The sequence below is a fragment of the Bradyrhizobium sp. STM 3809 genome (assembly GCF_000239795.1).
Lineage (GTDB): Bacteria > Pseudomonadota > Alphaproteobacteria > Rhizobiales > Xanthobacteraceae > Bradyrhizobium.
In genome coordinates this window covers 1-18915 of record NZ_CAFJ01000236.1, presented here as the reverse complement: position 1 = coordinate 18915, position 18915 = coordinate 1, and the positions used below count along the sequence as shown (strand labels likewise).

Below are 18915 nucleotides of genomic sequence, written 5' to 3'. Positions count from 1 at the left end.
TCAGGCCTCCTGTGCCATGAATGCTGGTGCGCGCCGCACTGCGCGTTCGAACAGACCGATCATCTCGGCCGCGCGCTTGCTCGAGCTGTGTTCGTCCAGCGTGCGCTGCCGGGCGCGGGCTGCGATGCGGGCGAGCTCGCCGTCGTCACGCGCGAGCGCGGCGAGCGTGTCCTGTCCGTGCTCCGCCAGGATGATCTCCGCGCCGGGCGTGAAGAACTGTTCGATGCCGTCCCAGCCGTCGCTCAGCAGCGGCACGCCGCACGCGGCGGCTTCGAACAGCCGGCCCGACGGGCACCAACCCATCTCGGCCATCGCGCGCCGCGTCACGTTGAGCGTCAGCCGGGCGGACGCGAAGAAGGCGGCGTGCTCGGCCGGCGGCAGATGGCGCACGAAGTAGATGTTCGGCGACCAGGGGAAGTCCTGCGGATATTGCGCGCCGCCGATCAGGAACCGCAGGTCGCTCCGGGCGCGGGCTGGATCGACGAACAGCTCCTCGAGCGCGGCCTGGCGATCGGCCGAGTAGGTGCCGAGATAGGACAGGGCGGAGCGATAATGCGGCTGGGGCTCTACCGGCCGATGCACGTCGGGATCGACATGACCATAGAGTGGTGCGATGTCGCGCGCGCCGAGCCGGCTGCGGTATTGCTCGACCAGCCGCGGCCCGCCGGTGAAGCTGAGCACGAGGTCGAAATCAGCAAGCCCCCGCGGTCCGATGTAGGACAGGCGTTCTCCTGCGCGCAGCCGCTCGAGCGTGACCGGCGTGTCGAGGTCGTAGAACACCTTCACGCTGCTCGCGCTGTCGAGGATCAGCGCGGTGGCCTCCTGTCCGTCAGGGCAGTAGGAGGTCAGGATTGCAGCATCGGCATCGCGCAGTTCGGCGGCGGCGAGATGCGCGCAGTCCTGCCAGGACCGGGAGAGGATCAGCCGGCCGCCTGCGAGCTCCGCCATGTCGCGATTGTCGGCGTAGTAGGGCACGTCGTGCTCGAAGAACACGACGTCGTGGCCGGCACGGATCAGGTTCTTGCACAGCCCGCGCCACAGCGTGGCGTGACCATTGCCCCAGGACGACGAGATGGTCAGCCCGAAAATGACGATCTTCACGCCGGCACCTTCTGGTTGGCCTGGTCAAGCTTGATGCCGGTGGAATCCGCGATGAGCGTGCTGATGCTGGCCGGCGCGACCTCGACCGAGTGGAAGTCGTCCAGCGCGATCCTCGCATAATGCATGATCGCGGCCCGGATCGGCTCGGCATGGCTGACCAGCACGATGCAGTCGCCGTTCTTCTGCTCGCAGAGCCGGGCGATGTGCGCGACGATCCGTTGCTGCACCTCCGCCATGCTCTCGCCATGGGGCGGCCTGCTCGATCCGCGTTTCTCGTTCCATCGCTGCCAGACTGAATCCGCCTCGAGCTCGGCGAAGCTGCGCCCGGTCCAGTCGCCGGCATCCAATTCGTCCAGGGCCGGCGCGACCTCGACGGTCAGGCGATGGCGGGCGGCGATGATGCCGGCGGTCTGCAGCGCGCGCAATTGCGGACTGGACTGAATCAGCGAGGGGACCGGATCGATCAGCGACGCGCAGATCCCGGCTTCGCGGAAGCCATCATCGTCGAGCTCGACGCCGGGCATGCGGCCGCAGAGAATGCGGCCGAGCAGGGGATGATGCCCGTGCCGGATCATGTGGATCGTGGTCGTCATCACGGGGCCTCTAGCCGGCGCCGTCGACAGGCACATCGTCGATGAAAGCCCGTGTCCTGCGCCGGGCCTCCTCGTCGGTGAACTGCTGCGGCGGGGACTTCATGAAATAGCTCGACGGGCCGGTGAGCGCGCCGCCGATGCCGCGGTCCATGGCGAGCTTGGCGCAGCGAACGGCGTCGATGACCACGCCTGCGGAGTTCGGCGAATCCCACACCTCCAGCTTCAACTCGGCGCTCAGCGGCACGCCGCCGAACGTCGTGCCTTCGAGGCGGATGTAGGCGAGCTTGCGGTCCGTCAGCCAGGGGACGTGGTCGCTCGGTCCGACATGCACGCTGTCGGCGTCCAGCGGCACGTCGAACTGGCTGGTCACCGCCTGCGTCTTCGAGATCTTCTTGGAGCTCAGCCGCTCGCGCTCCAGCATGTTCTTGAAGTCGGTGTTGCCGCCGACATTGAGCTGATAGGTGCGGTCCAGCCGGACGCCTCGCTCGCGGAAGAGGTTTGCGAGCATGCGATGGACGATGGTGGCGCCGACCTGGCTCTTGATGTCGTCGCCGACGATGGGAAGACCCGCATCCTCGAAACGGGCGCGCCAGGACGGGTCGGATGCGATGAAGACCGGGATGCAGTTGACGAAGCCGCAGCCGGCCTCGAGGGCGCGGGCGGCATAGAACTCTGTCGCCTTCTGGGCGCCGACCGGCAAATAGGAGACGACGATGTCGGTGCGCGATCGCCGCAGGACGTCGGTGACGTCGATTTCCGGCCCTGGCGCGAGCGGTACGTCGTCCTCGAGATAGCGCCCGATGCCGTCGAGGACCGGGCCGCGACCGACGATGACGCCGGTCTCCTCGACCGGCGCAAAGCGAAACGTGTTGTTCGGCTTGGCCCAGATCGCGTCGGCAACATCGCGCCCGACCTTGTCGGCATGGACGTCGAACGCGGAGGCGATCTCGATGTCGCTGATATGATAGCCGCCGATCTCCGCGTTCGTCAGGCCGGGAACGGGCTCGTTGGACTTCGCGTGACGATAGTAGCTGAGGCCCTGAATGAGGGAGCTGGCGCAATTGCCGACACCGACGACACCGACGCGGACGCTGCGTCTGTCTTGAAGACGGGAGTGCATCGAGTGTCGTCCTCCGGCGATGGCTGTGCGGCGTGCGCGAGCGAACCCAAGTACGTCGGCGAACGTGCCATAGGTATGTTCGTTCCTGTCGAGACCGTCACGCGATCCCCGGCTTCCTTCCGGTCCCGCAGGAAAGCCGAAAAACACTGATCCAAGTTAGAAACGGATCGCCTCGCCGAGGAACGATCATCTTCAATGATGAAGAAGCTGCAGGGGGAATCGGAGGCCGCTCTCGCGACACGAACGATTTGAGCGCTCTGGCGTTTGCTGGCGAGAGCGAGGATCATCAGCCTCGCCCGTCCTGTGAGGAGCCCGCCATGAGCGAGAGCGCGACCACCACCGACCACAACAAGATCCGCAAATGGGCCGAGGAACGCGATGGCCGTCCGTCAACCGTGACGTCGACGGAAGAGAATGGTCACGCAGGCATCCTGCGCATCGATTTCGGCCCCAAGGAGAAGTCCCTCGACGAGATCGGCTGGGACGAATTCTTCCGCAAGTTCGACGAATCCGAGCTCGCCTTCCTGTATCAGGACCGCACCAAGGACGGGAAGATCAGCCGGTTCCACAAATTCGTCCGCCGCGACGCGTGAGCGGAGCCAGGCACGATCGCGGGGACGCCAATGATTGGATCGCCGCGATGCGCGTGCAGGATTTCGCGCGTGCCTGGAGCATTGCCGACCGCGATCTGTCGGCGCTCCGAGTCAGCGGCCCGGCGAAGCACGAGGGGCCACGTCACCTGCAGAAGATCTGGCGCGGCGAGGACCTCACCGACCGGACCGTCCTGGTGCGCTGCTATCACGGACTCGGCGACACGCTTCAGTTCGCCCGATTCCTGCCCGCGTTGGCGGCGATCGCCCGCGAGGTCGTCGTATGGTGCCAGCCGTCGCTGTGCGGTCTGATCGGACGGATTCCCGGCGTCGGGCGCACGCTTCCCCTGCACGACGGAGTGCCGGACGTCGCGTTCGATGTCGACGTCGAGATCATGGAGCTTGGGCACGCGCTTCGCGCCGGAGCGGATGACGTCCTCATGCGGCGGCCGTATCTCGCGCCGGCAGGTGAACAGGTTCTGCTGCCGGAGCTGGATGCGCTGGCAATCGGGCTGGTATGGCGGGTCGGCAACTGGGACAAGCGACGCGAGCTGCCGTCCAGCCTTGTTCGAACGCTGGCGATCCCCGGCGTCGTTGCGTTCTCTCTGCAGCCCGACGTCCCGGCCGCGGAGATTGCGGAGATCGGTGCCAGCGACGTCAGCGCACCCGACATCGAGGTCCTCGCGAACATGCTGCGCGCGCTCGATGTCGTGATCACGGTCGACACCATGATGGCGCATCTGGCTGGCGCGTTGGGGTGCGAAACCTGGATCATGCTGCATGCCGAATGCGACTGGCGCTGGCCTGCCGCGGGGCGTCGGACCTATTGGTATCCGCAGGCGCGATTGTTCCGCCAGGACCGCCAGGGCGACTGGTGCGGCGTGGTCGCCGAGGTCAGGGAAGCGCTTCGGACACGTGTCGCTGCAATCAGCCCGGAGCGGAGGATTCGAGCGGAGGACCCGGATCGTGCTGTACGGGCGTCTGCAAGTCCAGCGCCGGCGGCTGGCGCAGCATCAGGTAGTCCGGACGAAAGCCGGCCAGCCGCGTCAGCCCGTCCCAATCCGTGACGGTGATCGTGCGCGAGTGCCAGTGCAGCAGCGCGCGGCGGCGGAGGTCCTGGATGGTCCGGTTGGCGTGCACGGGGGAGATGCCGCAGATGGCCGCGAGATCGGACTGCGTGAACGGCGAGGGGAAGCGCAGGTCGCGCCCGAGTCCCACGGCGCGCAGCCGCATCGTGACCTCGCAGATCAGGTGCGCCACCCGGCTCAGCGAGTCGCGACTGCCGAGATTGGTGAGCCAGGTCCGCAGCGCGGCCGCATCGGCCAGCATCAAGAGCGACAGCGCCTGTGCCAGCCGTGCGGAATGGGCGCGTGCCTCGCCGAAGAAGGCGTGCGGCACGAACGCCGCAACCGCCGGACTGAGGGCGCAGAGTTGCGCCGTCACGCGCGGCACGATGGTCGTGAAGAGATCGGGCACGTCGCCTGGAACGTAGATCGCGGTGATCTGGCCCGTGCCGGCGTCGGTGTCCTTCCAGCAGAGATAGCCCTGCAGAAGCAGGCAGCAGGCCGCGGGCTCGTCGCCCTTGCGCCAGATCTCCTCGTGCGGAACGAAGCTCCGGATCGAGCTCGGCATGCGCGACAGGAGTTCGAGATCGTCGCTGGACAGTTCGAGCAGGCTCGTCAGGCGGTCGGCCAGCTTCGTGAACGCAAAACCTGCCTGCATCCGGCATCGTCCTCATCAGCCGTCGCGCGCCGACGGCCCATTCCCATGCGCAACCAATTTCAAGACTGGCGGGGAGAATCGTTCCTATTGTTCCCCGGGGGACGCGATCCGCGACATGCCCTGCATAAGGACGCTCCGAGTTCTCGAGCCGTTCTGCCAGGAGAAGGCACGTTGAGATTGCGACGGTCCGGCACTCCCACCGCGCCGCGTTGCGCGGCGGCGGCGGTCTTGCTAGCCTGCCGCCGTTGGCGCGAATGCGAGGCGGCGGTGACGGAGACGGAGAAGGCTGCGCAGGTGGTGGAGGCGTTGCGATCGGCGCAGGCGGCTGCGCCCGATGCGGCGTTGCAGATGCTGAACGGACTGATGGGGCTGGTGCGAAGCCCGAGCGAGGAGCAGCCGCTCGAAACCGAGGAGGCGCGCTCCTCGGCCTTCCTGTCGATCTGCGAGGTCGGCAAGGCGCTGCACCGCGGGCAGCCGACGGAGGCGTTGTGGCCGGCAGCGGTGTCCGCCAGCGAACGCTGGCTGGCGCTCGCCAGATAGCGCGGCCGGACGGCCCGCAACGCGATGGCGGATGCGCTTGCCAAGAAGGGTCCGCACTGGCGCGCGATGACCTCCAACGATCTCGCCGCGGTCGATGCGATTGCCGCCCGCGTCCACCCGGACTATCCGGAGGACAGCGCGGTGTTCGCCGAGCGGCTGCGGCTCCATCCCGAGGGCTGCCGGGTGCTCGCGACGGCAGCCGTCACCGGCTATGTCATCAGCCATCCCTGGCATTCCGGCCCGCCGCCGGCGCTGAATGTCCTGATCGGCGCCATCCCCGTGCCCGCGGCGACTTACTACATCCACGATCTCGCTGTGCTGCCCGACTCCCGCAACAGCGGTGCCGCAGGCAAAATCGTCACAGCGCTGGCCGGGCATGCGCGCGCGCTCGGCCTGCCGTCGATGTCGCTGGTCGCCGTCAACGGCTCGGCGCCATTCTGGAACAGACAGGGATTTGCCCTCATGGCCGTCGCCGATGAGCGCAAGCTGATGAGCTACGGCACGGACGCCTGCCTGATGCGGCGCGATCTCGATTGAACGCCTCGCTTCCGAGGCGAACCGAAGACCCGAAACGGAAACGGCCCGGTCGCTGACCGGGCCGTTCTTTCGTGCGCCTATTCCGGCATCGACATCGGACGCCGCCACATGTCGCGGCGCCGGCTGAAGCGGTTGGCGTGCAGCATCCAGCCGGACACCGGCTTGCCGTCGCGGTGACGGCCGCCGCTCTCGGCGCCCATCCACGCCGCCACCGCGCCGAGCAGCAGCGCGGTCGCGATTGAGAAGGCGAGGATGGTCGTGCTCGCGCGGCTCCGCGACAGCGCCGTCTTGGCATTGGCGATCGTCGTGTCGACCCGGCGCTCGGCGTCGGGGCCGGTCAGCCCCGTCGTGGCGTTGACGAGTTGAACCAGGTAGTTGCGATCATCGGTGCTGACGCCGCTGTGGCTCGACGCCGTCAGCAGAATGCGGCCCGCTTCGCTGCGCGCCGGAGCGAGCTCAGGGCTCGGCGGTCGCCGCGCGGCGCGGAACAGGTGATCGAGCTCGTAGCTCAGCACCGATGGCTCGTTCGCGGTCGCCGGCGAGCTCAGCGGGTTCGGCCGGCTGGCCGCGGATGCGACCATCGCCGCCAGCACCGTGCCGAGCACGACCGCAAGCGCCCAGGCCGCGATGCCGTGCATGCCATCGCGCTTCTCGGTCTCGTCGCTATCGGCAAGGCCATAAGGCGCACGGACACGCCCCGCGACGTAGCCGCCGCAGCCGAAGCTGACCAGCGCCTGCAGCACGAGGTAGAGCCCCGACAGCAGCCAGAGCGCGACCGACGCGTCGCGCCAGGTCGGGGCCGTCGAGCTGACGCCCAGCCCGACGGTCATCGCGAAGCTGATGAGGATCGAGGAGACGGCGGCGGCGGTGAGGGCGCCTGCAATGATCGGCGTCCATTGCAGCGTCCAACTGTCGGCGGCCACGCGCCCGATAGGCGACGTGGCGACCTCTGCAGTTTCCATGGCCATGGGCGTCGTCTCAGCGCAGGCCGAAGAACGACAGGATGGCCATGACCACCACGATCAAGCCCACCAGGTAAATCAGTCCGTCCATGGTTTCCTCCTCCGGTTCGAAATGCGTGGCCCTATAAGCGACGGCGACGCGCAATGTTCCGCTCGCCCGGCGGCGGCGGAGGAGGGGATAACGCGGCAGTGCAGCACGTGGCTGACGCCCGTATCGACAGAGCTGGAGATCACGGCCGACCAGCAGGACCTGCGAAGGCCTGCGTGGTCCTGGAGTCGAGGACGGCGGCGGTCGCCACGACGGCCGCCATCCCCATGTCCTCATATCGCGACCGCGCCGGCATCGATCGCTGGAACGGTTTCGGAATGCCTGGACTGGATGTCAGTAGCGTGAGTAGTAGCCGCGCTGACGGGCATAGGCATAGGCCGGGTTGATGCCGCAGCCGGCGTCGGTCCCGGAGGCGGCGGCCTGGCACTGTTGATAGGTGGCAAACTGGCAATTGCCGGGATAGCCCCACATCCTGCCTTGCAGGCAGAAGCGGTCCTGCGCCGCGGAGGCAGGCGAGAGCGCGGCAAAGGCGGCCAGGACGGCGGAGGCGGACAGCGAAGCAAAAAGCAGGCGGCGCATACATTTATCCTTGCGTTGAAAGGTGCCGTGGCAACGCGGGGCTGCTTGGGCGTGTTCCTCGCACGCCACATTAACTGTTGTGTCGGCGCCACGCCGCAGCGTTCATTGTCGATGCCGATCGGCCCGGTGTCCATGGCTGAAAGAGCGATGCGGAGCCCGGAACATTCCCGGACTCCTCCGGTTGCTCACCGACAACGACGGATGCTCGCGATGTTCGGTCGATCCAGGAAATCGGATGCAGAATCTCAAGACGCGCTCGGCGTGTTCGGTCCGCGCCGTGCGCGCGGGCCCGGGACAGGCGGCATGCTCGCGCTGCTCGGAGTTGCGTTTCTGATCCAATATTTCGATCAGCGACCCGAGCAGGGCCGCAGCCGAAACGGCGGCGTGCTCCCTGACGACGGCCATGGCCGGCATGCCGCCTCGCCGTCGGAGATTCCTGCGAAGGGCTGGAAGGACGTTCTGTACCGTGTCTACGAGAACGTCGGCGAGCACAGGATCGTCGCGCTCGCCGCAGGCATGACGTTCTATACCCTGCTGGCGATCTTCCCGGCGCTCGCCGCGCTGGTGGCGATCTATGGGCTGTTCTCGGATCCGGCCAAGATCACGAACCATCTCGAGCAGTTGCAGGGCCTCATGCCCGGCGGCGCGATCGACATCGCGCGCGACCAGCTCACGCGGGTGTCGGCCAAAGGCAGCCAGGCGCTCGGCGTCACCTTCCTGGTCAGTCTCGCGATCTCGCTATGGAGCGCGAATGCGGCGATGAAGTCGCTGTTCGATACGTTGAATGTCGTCTATCGCGAGCCCGAAGGGCGCGGCTTCATCAAGCTCAATGCGATCTCGCTGCTGTTCACCGCCGGCGCCATCCTGTTTGCGCTGCTCGCCATCGCGGCGATCGTGGTGGTGCCGGTGGTGCTGCACTATGTCGGGCTGTCGGATGCGGCCGATCTCCTGCTGCGCATCGGCCGCTGGCCCGCGATCTTCATCTGTGTCTCGCTCGGGCTGGCGCTGATCTACCGCTACGGTCCTGACCGCGAGGAGCCGAAATGGCGCTGGATCAGCTGGGGCAGCGCACTCGCGGCAGCGCTCTGGCTCGGAGGCTCGGCGCTGTTCTCCTGGTATGCGGCGAACTTCGGCAGCTTCAATGCCACCTATGGCTCGCTCGGCGCCGCGATCGGCTTCATGACCTGGATCTGGATCTCCGCGATCGTCATCCTGATCGGCGCCGAGCTCGACGCCGAGCTGGAGCACCAGACCTTGCGCGACACGACGACGGGGCCGGAGCGGCCGCTCGGGGCGCGCGGAGCCACGATGGCCGATACCGTGGGCCGCCCGACCTGACCCGTCGGCAATCGCCGTCGGCGACGGCATTCCCTTTCTGCTCAGGGCTGGCACGAGGCGTTCGGGTTCCAGGGGAACCCGAGCGGGCTCGACCGTGTTTCTGATCATCTCGCGCGCGGTGGCGGGGTTCGTGGCCCGGCCGCGGTCGACCATTGCCATCTCGCCCATATTCACCACGGAGCTTTGCATGACGGAGGAGCTTGCTGGCGGCACGCGCGAGCGCGAGGACCTCTCCCGCATTTCCACCGGAAGCGACGGCCTCGACGACATCCTCGGCGGCGGCCTCGATCCCAACCGGCTGTATCTCTACGAGGGCCGTCCCGGCACCGGAAAGACGACCATCGCGCTGCAGTTTCTGCTCCACGGCAAGAGTCTCGGCGAGCGGGTGCTGTACATCACGCTGTCCGAGACCAAGCGCGAGCTCGAGGTCGTCGCCGGGCGGCATGGCTGGTCGCTCGACGGCGTCGACGTGTTCGAGCTGGTGCCTCCGGAGACGACACTCGATCCGGAACGGGAGCTCACCGTGTTTCATCCGGCGGAGGTCGAGCTCAGCGAGACCACCGGGCTGATGTTCAAGGAGGTCGAGCGCATCAACCCCGCGCGTGTCGTGATCGACAGCCTGTCCGAGCTGAGGCTGCTGGCGCAGAGCCCGTTGCGCTACCGCCGCCAGGTGCTGGCCTTGAAGCACTTCTTCGCCAGGCGCAACTGCACGGTGATCCTGCTCGACGATCTCTCGTCCTCGCAGGACGATCTGCAGCTGCATTCGGTGGCGCATGGCGTCGTGATGCTGGAGCAGCTTGCGATCGAGTATGGCGCGGAGCGCCGCCGCCTGCGCGTGATCAAGATGCGCGGCATCGCGTTTCGCGGCGGCTTCCACGATTTCACCATCACCGAAGGCGGCTTGCGGATCTTTCCGCGGCTGGTCGCCTCTGAGCACCACCGGTCGTTCCAGGGCGAATTCACCCCGAGCGGCAATGCCGAGCTCGATCAGCTGCTGGGTGGCGGGCTCGAGCGCGGCACCAATGCCCTCCTGATCGGCGCTGCCGGCGTGGGCAAGTCATCAGTTGCGTTGAGCTATGCGATCGCGGCGGCGCAGCGTGGCGAGCATGCGGTGTTCTTTGCCTTCGACGAGGGGCGCGGCACGGTGGAGGCCCGCGCGCGGACGCTCGGCCTGCCTCTCCAGCAGCATCTCGACTCCGGGCTGATCCGCTTTCAGCAGATCGATCCCGCCGAGCTGTCGCCGGGCGAGTTCGGTGCCATCGTCCGGGGCAGCGTCGAGCGCGACAGTGCCCGCGTCATGATCATCGACAGCCTGAACGGCTATCTCAACGCGATGCCGGACGAACGCTTCCTGATCCTGCAGATGCACGAGCTTCTGAGCTATCTCGGCCAGCAGGGTGTGCTGACCATCCTCGTGCTCGCGCAGCATGGCCTGGTCGGGCCGATGGATACGCCGCTGGACATCAGCTATCTCAGCGACGCCGTGCTGATGCTGCGCTATTTCGAGGTGGCGGGAACGGTGCGGCGCGCGCTGTCGGTGGTCAAGAAGCGTAGCGGACCGCACGAGCATACGATCCGCGAGTTTCGCTTGAGCAGCGACGGCATCACGCTTGGTCCGCCGCTCACCGATTTCAGCGGGATTTTCCTCGGCAATCCGCGCTTCTCCGGCGCCGTCATCCCTGACCTGGACATTCGAGATGAGCACTGAGGGGGATCAGCGTGTTCTCCTGTTTACGCCGATCGGGCGCGACGGACCGGCCTCGGCGGAGCTGTTGCGGAGCGCCCGGCTCGACACGCAGCTGTGCTCGAGCCTGACCGAGCTGATCTGCGAGCTGGGGGCGGGCGTCGGTGCGGTCGTGGTCGCGGAGGAGGGGCTGTTCGCGCGCGACACGGCGCCGCTCACGCAATGGGTCGAGCGCCAGCCGGCCTGGTCCGATCTGCCGTTCATTGTGCTGACCAGCCACCGCGACCAGCCGGCGGTCGTCGCCTGGCGGCGCAGTCTGGTGCGCGCGCTGCGCAACGTCTCGCTGCTCGAGCGGCCGATCCAGCCGATCACGCTGATGAGCGCCGTGCAATCGGCGATGCGGGCGCGGCGCAGGCAATACGAGATCCGTGCGCTGATCCACGCGCGCGAGCAGGCCGCGCAGGAGCTCGAGCGTCTGGTGGTGGAGCGCACCCGGGCGCTGGCGGAGTCCAACGAGCATCTTCGGCTGGAGATGGCGGAGCGCGCGCGCGTCGAGGAGACCTTGCGCCAGGCCCAGAAGATCGAGGCGATCGGCCGGCTGACCGGCGGCGTCGCGCACGACTTCAACAATCTGCTGATGGTCATTTCCGGCGGGCTCGACATGCTGGACCGGCAGGCCGACCCGGCGCGGCGGCGGCGCCTGATGGATGGCATGATCCAGGCGGCGCAGCGCGGCGCCAGCCTCACCCGCCAGCTGCTCGCCTTTTCCCGCCGGCAGGAGCTCAAGCCCGAGCCGGTCGACATCGCGCGCCAGATCGGTGGCATGCGCGAGCTGCTTGATCGCAGCCTGCGCGGCGACGTGCATGTGCAGTTCGAGTTTCCGGATGACCTCTGGCCGGTCGAGGTCGATCCCGGCGAGCTCGAGCTGGTGGTGCTCAATCTCGCCGTCAATGCGCGCGACGCGATGCCGACCGGCGGCACGATCGTGGTGCGCGGCGAGAACCTGCCGAACTGGCGCGACGACGAGGTGGCCGGCGACTATGTCCGGCTGTCGGTGATCGATTCCGGCATCGGCATGACGGAGGAGATCCGCGCGCGCGTGTTCGAGCCGTTCTTCACCACCAAGGACATCGGCAAGGGCTCGGGCCTCGGACTGGCGCAGGTCTACGGCTTCGCCAAGCAGTCTCGTGGCTCCGTCTGCATCGAGTCCGCGCTCGGCCGCGGCTCGACGATCTCGCTCTACCTTCCGAGGTCCGAGCATGCCGCCTCCGGTCTTCAGCCGCACCTCGTCGACCTGCAGCGGCCGCGATCGCGGCACCACGACGAGGGCCGCATTCTTCTGGTCGAGGATGACGACGAGGTCGCCGCGCTGGTGAGCGAGATGCTGCGCCAGCTCGGCTATGACGTGACGCGCGCCTCCAGCGCCGCGGCCGCGCTCGGCGCGCTCGCCGACGGACGTCCCGTCGACCTCGTGTTCTCCGACGTCATGATGCCCGGCGGCATGAACGGCGTCGAGCTCGCGCGCGAAATCCAGCGGCGGCGGGTGGACATGCCGATCCTGCTCACCAGCGGCTACTCGGGCGCGGCGGTTCACGCCGCGAGGGAGGCGGGGGTTCGTATCCTGTCGAAGCCGTATCGCATCGACGAGCTCGCCGCCGCGATCGATGCGGCGAAGATGGAGACCGTCTGGGACCGCGCGCGAGGCTCTTGATCGCGTCAGGCAGAGCCTTGCGACGGCGCGACGAGCCGCTCAGGACAGCGACGGCGCCGCCTCGGCGGCGGCGTGCTCGATCACCGCCGCCGCGTCCAGCACGAGATCCTCGCGGAAGCGCGGCCCCACGATCTGCACACCGACCGGAATACCCTCATGGACGCCGGTCGGCACGCTGATCGACGGCAGTCCGAGAAAGGCCGTCGCGAACAGGAACACGTGCGAGCGATACAGGCGGTCGACGCTGGCGTCGCTCTCGACGTCGACGCCATAGGGCAGCGCCGTCTCCATCGCCACGGGGCATAGCACCAGCGGATGCTGCTGCATGAAGAGCTGCCAGCGCCGCAGATAGGTCGCGCGTGACGACGACGCGCGGATCAGCCCGGGCACGTCGAGCTCCGGCGTGCGGTTCATCATCAGCGCGAAGGCGCGCCGCGCCAGCGCATCGCCGTGCTTCTCGACCTGCGCCGCCAGCGTCACGCGCGCCTCGCCTTGCGCGAGATCGTTCCAGGCCTTGGCCGCCGCGGCGACGTCCGGCGGATCGCGCCAGGTCACCTCGTAGCCTGCGCGATGCAGGATCGACGCGGCCTTGCGCACGGCCGCCTCGACCTCCGGCGCGATGCCCACGCCGGCCGGATCGAGGCAGACGGCGACGCCGGGATGATCGACGCGCGGTCCCTCGAGCGGCATCGCGACGTGCCAGGGATCGCGCGGATCCGGCGCGGCCATGGCCGCCAGCGCCAGCCGCGCATCCTCGACATTGCGCGTGATCGCGCCCTGCACCGAGATCAGCTGCAGCGACAATTGCCGCTCCGCTGGCGCCGTGCCGTTGAACGCCGGCACGCGGCCGAAGGAGGGGCGCAGGCCCACGGTGCCGGTGCAATAGGCCGGGTAGCGGATCGAGCCGCCGCCATCATTGCCATGGGCGATCGCGCACATGCCGGCGGCGGCCGCCACCGCCGCGCCGCCGCTGGAGCCGCCCGGCGTGCGGTCGGGTCGCCACGGGTTGAGCGTGCGGCCGTGCAGCTCGTTGTCGGTGAACCAGCGCATCGAGAACGCCGGCGTGTTGGTGCGGCCGACGATCACGGCGCCCGCCTTGCGCAGGTTGGCTACGACCGGTGCGTCGTCCGCGGCGATGCTGTCCTTGAACGCCACGACGCCGTTGGTGGTCGGCAGGCCCTTCTGGTCGACATTGATCTTGGTCGTCACCGGCACGCCGTGCAGCGGCCCCAGCGTGGTCCCCGCGGCCACCATGCGGTCGGCGAGGTCGGCCGCCGCGAGTGCGTCCTCGGCCTGCACCGAGACCACGGCGTTGAGCTCGGGATTGACCGCGCCGATGCGGTCGAGACAGGCCGTCACAGCCTCGCGGCTGCTGATCGTCCTGGTGCGGATGGCGGAAGCGAGCTGCGTGGCCGACCAGCGCCACAGCGGGGTATCCATGCGAAGCGAACCTTTGTGATCCAGACCGATGATCAGCCGTGCCGCCATCGGGCGCAGGCCCACGCGTAACGTCCGAACGGCGCCTAACATAAGATGACTCGGCGGCAACGGGCCAAAAATTGTGTTCCCCGCGCCGGAACTTTGCGCTCACGCGGCCGTTACGTAGATGCGTCCGCTCCCGCCTATCCGCGGTGATGCGGCGAGGCGGCAATGTCGCTGCCGGCCAGGGGGATGGATGAGCAGTCGCGAGTTCGGGCGGACCTTCTGGCGTAACCAGACGGCCGTCGATTATGCCCTCCCGGACCTCGCTGCCGGCGGTCTCGACGACCATAATTTCCGCCTCCTGGCCGACGGCATTCCCACGCTGTGCTGGATCGCCAATGGCGACGGCTACATCGTCTGGTACAATCGCCGCTGGCACGAATACTGCGGCAGCACGCCGGCGCAGATGGAAGGCTGGGGCTGGCAGTCGGTGCACGACCCTGCGCAACTCCCCTCCGTGATGCAGCGCTGGCAGGCCTCGATCGCCACCGGCGAGCCGTTCGAGATGACGTTTCCGCTGCGCGGCGCCGACGGTGTCTTCCGTCCATTCCTGACCCGCATCCAGCCGATGCGCGACGCCTCGGGCCGGGTCCGCCGCTGGTTCGGCGTCAACACCGAAGTCTCAGCCCAGGTCCAGGCCGAGCAGGCGCTGCGCGACAGCGAGATGCAGGCGCGCGCGGATGCGGAGCGCGTGCAGCTCGCGCTCGCCGCCGGCGCCATCATCGGCACCTGGGTCTGGGACATCCCCGCCAATCGCTTCACCATCGACGACAACTTCGCCGTCAATTTCGGTCTCGATCCCGCGCTCGGGCGCGAGGGGCTCAGCCTCGAGCAGGTCACGATGACCGTGCATCCGGACGATCAGGCCGGGCTGGCCGCCGCCATCCAGGACGCGCTGGCGCGCGGCGGCGACTACGCGCATCAATATCGCGTCCGCCGCCGCGACGGCCGCTATCACTGGATCGAAGCTAACGGCCGCGTCGAGCTGCGCGACGGCAAGCCGGTGCGCTTCCCCGGCGTGCTGCTCGACGTCAACGCGCGTCACGCCGCCGAGGCGGCGCTGCGCGAGACCGAGGAGCGGCTGCGGCTCGCGACCCAGGTCGCCGAGATCGGCTTCTGGGACTACGATCCCGCCACCGACGTGCTGATCTGGCCGCCGCTGGTCCGGGAGATGTTCGGCGTCGCCGAGGACGTGCCGGTGACGATCGCCGACTTCTACGAGGGCCTGCATCCGGACGATCGCGAGCCGACGACGGCGGCGTTCGCCGCGGCCGCCGATCCCGTCCGCCGCGCGCTCTACGACGTCGAGTACCGCACCATCGGCAGGAACGACGGCGCGCTGCGCTGGGTCGCCGCCAAGGGGCGCGGCCTGTTCGACGACGCCGGGCATTGCGTTCGCCTGATCGGCACGGCCATCGACATCACCGCGCGCAAGACCGCGGAAGCGCGGCTGCGCGATCTCAACGAGCGGCTTGAGGTCGCCAACGAGGAGATCAAGCGCTACGCCCATGTCGTCAGCCACGATCTGCGCGCGCCGCTGGTCAACATCATGGGCTTCGCCCAGGAATTGCAGAGCCAGCGCGACGAGATGTTCGCGGCCGGAGAACTGCCGAAGACCGATCCGCTGCGCGTGCAGGCCGAGCGCGACTTCGACGAGTCGCTGTCGTTCATCCGCGCCGCCACGCAGAAGATGGACGGCCTGATCACCGCCATCCTGAAGGTGTCGCGTCACGGCCAGCAGCCGCTGCATCCCGAGCCGCTCGACATGGAGGCGCTGGTCAGGAAGCTCGCCGACGCCATCCGTCATCAGACCGAGACGGCGGGCGCCGTCGTCACCATCGAACCGCTGCCGCCGCTGGTGGCGGATCCGCTCGCGGTCGGACAGATCTTCGGCAACCTGCTCGACAATGCCGTCAAATATCTCGAGCCCGGGCGCCCCGGCCGCATCACTGTCTCGGGCGAGGCGCGCGGCCGCGAGGTGGTCGTCCATGTCGCCGACAACGGCCGGGGTATCCGGCCCGAGGACCAGGCGCGGGTGTTCGAACTGTTTCAGCGCGCCGGCACGCGCGACCAGCCCGGCGAAGGCATCGGGCTTGCGCATGTGAAGTCCCTGGTCGGGCGCATGCACGGCAACATCTCGTTAATATCCGAGGCCGGCGTTGGTACGACATTCACCGTGACCTTGCCGCGCACGCCCGCGAACTAAGCCCGTCTGCAAATCAGTCCTGCGTGGAATGCGGGACGATTTTGATTTGCCGCAACGGCAGCGGATCTCCTTTCGGCAACATGGCGTCGACGAAAAGGAGATCTATCCATGTGGCTCACCAAGGACGACTTCCGCATCAAGGCGGAGAATTTTGATCTGTCGAATGGGCTGAACATTCTTCGCATCATCTGCGGATTGTTTCTGTTTCCGCATGTCGCCGGAAAATTCGCCGGCGGCGCGGTGTCGGCAGCGACGGCAGGCTTCTTCGCCAAGGCCGGCTTCCATCCGCCGGAGGTCTGGGTGGTGCTCGCCGCCACGTCCGAATGCGCCGCCGGCATCGCGCTGGTGCTCGGCATCTGCACCCGCTTCGCCGCGCTCGGTGCCACCGTGCTGCTGCTGTTCGCCGTCTATGCGCTGCAGGTCGTGAAGGGCTTTGGCTGGACCTGGAACACCGGCGGCTATGAGTATCCGGTGTTCTGGGCGATCACCTCGCTCGCGGTCGGCATCGAGGCCTGGAAGGCGCATCTCGCCAAGGCCAGGCCGCGTGTGTCGGTCGTGCCGGCGAGCGCGGCCGCCTGACCGGCGGTCGTCCGACCGGACATCTCATAGACGATCCCCGGCGAAGAGAGCCGCCCCAGGGCGGCTTTTCCTTTGGCATCGGCGCGTCACGAGGTTATGGCATCACAGGGGACGCCGCAGACCCGCCCGGAGCCGCTCTCATGCCGCCGACTTGCCGCATCCACATCACCGGCGCATCCGGCTCGGGCACCACGACGCTCGGCCGTGCCGTCGCCACCGCGCTTGCGATCCCGCATCACGACACGGACGATTATCTGTGGCAGCCGACCGAGCCGCCCTACACCGAGCTGCGCCCCGTGGCCGAGCGGCTGCGCCTGATGGACGAGATGTTCGTCGGCCGCGCCAAATGGGTGCTGAGCGGATCGCTGCAAGGCTGGGGCGATCCGTTGATTCCCCGCTTCGACCTCGTGGTCTTCCTGACCACGGCGCAACAGCTCCGCCTGCAGCGCCTGCGCGCGCGCGAGACCACCCGCTATGGCGATGACGCCGTCGCGCCCGGCGGCGCCCGCCACGACGCCATGGAAGACTTCATCGCCTGGGCCGCCGGCTATGATGAGGGCACCGTGAGCCGCACGCTCGCCAAGCACCAGGCGTGGCTGGAGGTGCTGCCATGCCCCGTGCTGCGGCTGGACGGCGGCGGCGAGCTGAGCGAGCTGGTGGAGCAAACCATCTCGGCGGCTCGGGCGAGCTGAGGGGCGCTGAATTGACTGGACGGATCACGTCCAAAGCGACTGGCGCGCCGGCCGCGTCGTCTGACGCGGCCTGTCACGAAGCGCCGGCCTTAGTAGATGCGGACGTGATTGGCCTCGAACGTGACCGGGAAGTTGTTCGGATTCTGCAGCGTCCATGTCAGGACGGTGCCGACGCCGGCTGTCGTGTCCCAGACCACGGTCCTGGCGGTCTGGCGCAGCGGCTCCATCGCGCGATGGTTCTTGTCGAAATGCGGAGCGATCGAGACGTCGAAGAACTCATCGGGAGTCTTCGAGTCGCGTCCCCACCAGAACGTGAACTGCTGGGTGGCGTGGGCGGGAATCGAATAGGTGCCGCGCTTGTAGTCGATGTTGGCCATGAGTCCGGTTCCTTGTTGTCATCCGTCGCGACGATGCGACACCGGACGATTGCAACTCCGGAGTGTAGATGGCTGTGAGCTGCCTCACGCGGCCGCCTGCGGGCAGTTCGTCAGCCGTGCCGGCGTTCCCACCGCCGTGCAGCCTGCGGGCACATCGGCCGTGACGACGGCGCTCGCGCCGATCTTGGCGAGGTCGCCAATCGCGACGTCGCCCAGCACGGTGGCGCCCGAGGACAGCAGCACGCCGCGGCCGATGCGCGGGCCGCGGCCGGGCAGCGCATCGCGCCGCCCGATCGTGACGTTCTGCAGGATCGTCACCTCGTCGCCGATGCTGCTATGGGCGCCGATCACGATGCCGGTCGCGTGATCGAGAAACACCGACGTGCCGATCCGCGCCGAGGGATGAATGCTGACCTGCAGCGCCGTCGAGCTCTCTGCCTGGAGCAGCAGGGCCAGATCAGGCCGCTCTCCGGTCCACAGCCAGTGCGACACGCGATAGGCCTGCAGCGCGATGTAGCCCTTGTAGTTCAAGAGCGGCGGCAGCAGCGCCGTGGTGGCGGGATCATGCGCCGCGATCGCGTCGAGGTCGCGATGCGCTGCGTCGACGAGCCCGGGCGCCGCGAGATGCGCCTCGCGCGCGAGCGCGGCAAACCGCGCCTGCTCGGCCGCGCTCCGGCCGAGCCGGACGCCGATCTGCTGCGCGACCACACTGCCGAGACCGGGATGGTCGAGGACGGCGGCCGACAGGGCACGGCCAAACACGGGATCGCGCGCGGCGGAGAGCTCCGCCTCGCGACGAAGGGATGACCACAAATCGTGCTCGCGAATGTTCGGGCTGCTCGTCATGGCCGACATTGCTCCCAGGCGACGGTCCCAGGATAGAGCGCCGCTGACGCTCTTGCCAGCGCCCAGGGACGTGTTCGCGACCTCCGAGCCCTCTCTCCGGCAAGGGATCATGATATCATCCCGCTCGGCCGCAAGCTCGCGGGCTCAAAGCCTATTCCGGTCGAGACCTATCGCATTTGGCGATCGACGTGTTGCGTTCATCTTTTT

Annotated in this window: 19 protein-coding genes and 1 pseudogene; 10 read left to right on the top strand and 10 right to left on the bottom strand. The window is 68.0% G+C overall.

What is annotated here, in order from left to right; genetic code table 11:
- Genes BRAS3809_RS12980 through BRAS3809_RS12970 form a run of 3 tightly spaced genes read right to left on the bottom strand, consistent with a single transcriptional unit; the run spans position 1 to position 2814 of the window.
- Positions 1 to 1101, bottom strand: coding sequence for a CgeB family protein (locus tag BRAS3809_RS12980; RefSeq protein ID WP_008962554.1), 1101 nt, complete (start codon positions 1099 to 1101; stop codon positions 1 to 3).
- Positions 1098 to 1676, bottom strand: a complete 579-nt coding sequence (locus BRAS3809_RS12975; RefSeq protein WP_502685666.1) for a histidine phosphatase family protein — start codon at positions 1674 to 1676, stop codon at positions 1098 to 1100. Before BRAS3809_RS12975 ends, BRAS3809_RS12980 begins: the two co-directional genes overlap by 4 nt.
- Positions 1677 to 1704: 28 nt before the next feature.
- Positions 1705 to 2814: an inositol-3-phosphate synthase gene (locus BRAS3809_RS12970; RefSeq protein ID WP_008962552.1), complete on the bottom strand. Its 1110-nt coding sequence runs from the start codon at positions 2812 to 2814 to the stop codon at positions 1705 to 1707.
- Between the two features lie 317 nt (positions 2815 to 3131).
- Between BRAS3809_RS12970 and BRAS3809_RS12965 the strand changes: the two genes are divergently transcribed.
- Positions 3132 to 3407, top strand: coding sequence for a hypothetical protein (locus tag BRAS3809_RS12965; protein ID WP_008962551.1), 276 nt, complete (start codon positions 3132 to 3134; stop codon positions 3405 to 3407).
- 47 nt (positions 3408 to 3454) lie between these two features.
- Entirely contained in the window at positions 3455 to 4471 is a 1017-nt protein-coding gene (locus BRAS3809_RS37750; RefSeq protein WP_240535666.1) for a glycosyltransferase family protein, read from the top strand.
- A 31-nt stretch (positions 4472 to 4502) separates the two neighbouring features.
- Here the strand turns inward: BRAS3809_RS37750 and BRAS3809_RS37745 are convergent.
- Positions 4503 to 4637 (bottom strand): annotated as a pseudogene (locus BRAS3809_RS37745) (helix-turn-helix domain-containing protein); the annotation flags it as partial.
- Positions 4638 to 5393: 756 nt separating this feature from the next.
- Between BRAS3809_RS37745 and BRAS3809_RS12950 the strand changes: the two are divergent.
- Complete coding sequence (locus BRAS3809_RS12950; RefSeq protein WP_008962548.1) at positions 5394 to 5666, top strand: hypothetical protein; 273 nt, start codon at positions 5394 to 5396, stop codon at positions 5664 to 5666.
- A gap of 24 nt (positions 5667 to 5690) precedes the next feature.
- Positions 5691 to 6203 carry a GNAT family N-acetyltransferase gene (locus BRAS3809_RS12945; protein WP_008962547.1) on the top strand — a complete coding sequence of 171 codons (513 nt, stop codon included), beginning with the start codon at positions 5691 to 5693 and terminating at the stop codon, positions 6201 to 6203.
- A 77-nt stretch (positions 6204 to 6280) separates the two neighbouring features.
- On the opposite strand, the gene BRAS3809_RS12940 is transcribed toward BRAS3809_RS12945, so the two are convergent.
- The 3 genes from BRAS3809_RS12940 to BRAS3809_RS12935 form a co-directional block, all read right to left on the bottom strand.
- Positions 6281 to 7171, bottom strand: a complete 891-nt coding sequence (locus BRAS3809_RS12940; protein WP_035656220.1) for a hypothetical protein — start codon at positions 7169 to 7171, stop codon at positions 6281 to 6283.
- A gap of 10 nt (positions 7172 to 7181) precedes the next feature.
- Positions 7182 to 7310, bottom strand: coding sequence for a hypothetical protein (locus tag BRAS3809_RS37615; protein ID WP_008962545.1), 129 nt, complete (start codon positions 7308 to 7310; stop codon positions 7182 to 7184).
- Between the two features lie 237 nt (positions 7311 to 7547).
- On the bottom strand, positions 7548 to 7793 hold the full coding sequence (locus BRAS3809_RS12935) for a DUF3551 domain-containing protein (protein WP_008962544.1): 246 nt from the start codon (positions 7791 to 7793) through the stop codon (positions 7548 to 7550).
- Between the two features lie 303 nt (positions 7794 to 8096).
- Between BRAS3809_RS12935 and BRAS3809_RS12930 the strand changes: the two genes are divergently transcribed.
- From BRAS3809_RS12930 to BRAS3809_RS12920, 3 genes are all read left to right on the top strand, one after another.
- Positions 8097 to 9131, top strand: a complete 1035-nt coding sequence (locus BRAS3809_RS12930; RefSeq protein WP_008962543.1) for a YihY/virulence factor BrkB family protein — start codon at positions 8097 to 8099, stop codon at positions 9129 to 9131.
- A 187-nt stretch (positions 9132 to 9318) separates the two neighbouring features.
- The gene (locus BRAS3809_RS12925) at positions 9319 to 10839 is read left to right on the top strand and encodes an ATPase domain-containing protein (RefSeq protein ID WP_008962542.1); all 1521 of its coding nucleotides are present in this window, start codon (positions 9319 to 9321) and stop codon (positions 10837 to 10839) included.
- The gene (locus BRAS3809_RS12920) at positions 10829 to 12526 is read left to right on the top strand and encodes a response regulator (protein ID WP_008962541.1); all 1698 of its coding nucleotides are present in this window, start codon (positions 10829 to 10831) and stop codon (positions 12524 to 12526) included. The genes BRAS3809_RS12925 and BRAS3809_RS12920 overlap by 11 nt, the downstream gene beginning before the upstream one ends.
- 39 nt (positions 12527 to 12565) lie before the next feature.
- Here BRAS3809_RS12920 and BRAS3809_RS12915 read toward each other — a convergent pair whose 3' ends face one another.
- Positions 12566 to 13966 (bottom strand): amidase, encoded by a 1401-nt coding sequence (locus tag BRAS3809_RS12915; protein ID WP_035656227.1) that lies wholly within the window; start codon positions 13964 to 13966, stop codon positions 12566 to 12568.
- 235 nt (positions 13967 to 14201) lie between these two features.
- On the opposite strand from BRAS3809_RS12915, the gene BRAS3809_RS12910 reads away from it, so the two are divergent.
- From BRAS3809_RS12910 to BRAS3809_RS12900, 3 genes are all read left to right on the top strand, one after another.
- Positions 14202 to 16214 carry a PAS domain-containing protein gene (locus BRAS3809_RS12910; RefSeq protein WP_008962539.1) on the top strand — a complete coding sequence of 671 codons (2013 nt, stop codon included), beginning with the start codon at positions 14202 to 14204 and terminating at the stop codon, positions 16212 to 16214.
- Positions 16215 to 16322: 108 nt separating this feature from the next.
- Entirely contained in the window at positions 16323 to 16793 is a 471-nt protein-coding gene (locus BRAS3809_RS12905) for a DoxX family protein (protein WP_008962538.1), read from the top strand.
- A 140-nt stretch (positions 16794 to 16933) separates the two neighbouring features.
- Entirely contained in the window at positions 16934 to 17485 is a 552-nt protein-coding gene (locus BRAS3809_RS12900) for an ATP-binding protein (RefSeq protein ID WP_008962537.1), read from the top strand.
- Positions 17486 to 17574: 89 nt separating this feature from the next.
- Here the strand turns inward: BRAS3809_RS12900 and BRAS3809_RS12895 are convergent, their stop codons facing one another.
- A complete protein-coding gene (locus BRAS3809_RS12895) occupies positions 17575 to 17862 on the bottom strand; it encodes a hypothetical protein (protein ID WP_008962536.1) in 288 nt (95 codons plus the stop codon).
- An 84-nt stretch (positions 17863 to 17946) separates the two neighbouring features.
- Entirely contained in the window at positions 17947 to 18708 is a 762-nt protein-coding gene (epsC, locus tag BRAS3809_RS12890) for a serine O-acetyltransferase EpsC (protein WP_008962535.1), read from the bottom strand.
- Positions 18709 to 18915 lie beyond the last annotated feature (207 nt).

What these genes read in the sequence shown, in the direction of transcription:
- BRAS3809_RS12900 (WP_008962537.1), top strand. Translation starts at nt 16,934, where the DNA reads ATGCCGCCGACTTGCCGCATCCACATCACCGGCGCATCCGGCTCGGGC.
- BRAS3809_RS12940 (WP_035656220.1), bottom strand. Translation starts at nt 7,171, where the DNA reads ATGGCCATGGAAACTGCAGAGGTCGCCACGTCGCCTATCGGGCGCGTG.
- BRAS3809_RS12930 (WP_008962543.1), top strand. Translation starts at nt 8,097, where the DNA reads ATGCTCGCGCTGCTCGGAGTTGCGTTTCTGATCCAATATTTCGATCAG.
- BRAS3809_RS12910 (WP_008962539.1), top strand. Translation starts at nt 14,202, where the DNA reads ATGAGCAGTCGCGAGTTCGGGCGGACCTTCTGGCGTAACCAGACGGCC.
- BRAS3809_RS12945 (WP_008962547.1), top strand. Translation starts at nt 5,691, where the DNA reads ATGGCGGATGCGCTTGCCAAGAAGGGTCCGCACTGGCGCGCGATGACC.
- BRAS3809_RS12920 (WP_008962541.1), top strand. Translation starts at nt 10,829, where the DNA reads ATGAGCACTGAGGGGGATCAGCGTGTTCTCCTGTTTACGCCGATCGGG.
- BRAS3809_RS12965 (WP_008962551.1), top strand. Translation starts at nt 3,132, where the DNA reads ATGAGCGAGAGCGCGACCACCACCGACCACAACAAGATCCGCAAATGG.
- BRAS3809_RS12895 (WP_008962536.1), bottom strand. Translation starts at nt 17,862, where the DNA reads ATGGCCAACATCGACTACAAGCGCGGCACCTATTCGATTCCCGCCCAC.
- BRAS3809_RS12905 (WP_008962538.1), top strand. Translation starts at nt 16,323, where the DNA reads ATGTGGCTCACCAAGGACGACTTCCGCATCAAGGCGGAGAATTTTGAT.
- epsC (WP_008962535.1), bottom strand. Translation starts at nt 18,708, where the DNA reads ATGACGAGCAGCCCGAACATTCGCGAGCACGATTTGTGGTCATCCCTT.
- BRAS3809_RS12935 (WP_008962544.1), bottom strand. Translation starts at nt 7,793, where the DNA reads ATGCGCCGCCTGCTTTTTGCTTCGCTGTCCGCCTCCGCCGTCCTGGCC.
- BRAS3809_RS12970 (WP_008962552.1), bottom strand. Translation starts at nt 2,814, where the DNA reads ATGCACTCCCGTCTTCAAGACAGACGCAGCGTCCGCGTCGGTGTCGTC.
- BRAS3809_RS12915 (WP_035656227.1), bottom strand. Translation starts at nt 13,966, where the DNA reads ATGGATACCCCGCTGTGGCGCTGGTCGGCCACGCAGCTCGCTTCCGCC.
- BRAS3809_RS12925 (WP_008962542.1), top strand. Translation starts at nt 9,319, where the DNA reads ATGACGGAGGAGCTTGCTGGCGGCACGCGCGAGCGCGAGGACCTCTCC.
- BRAS3809_RS37750 (WP_240535666.1), top strand. Translation starts at nt 3,455, where the DNA reads ATGCGCGTGCAGGATTTCGCGCGTGCCTGGAGCATTGCCGACCGCGAT.
- BRAS3809_RS12975 (WP_502685666.1), bottom strand. Translation starts at nt 1,676, where the DNA reads ATGATCCGGCACGGGCATCATCCCCTGCTCGGCCGCATTCTCTGCGGC.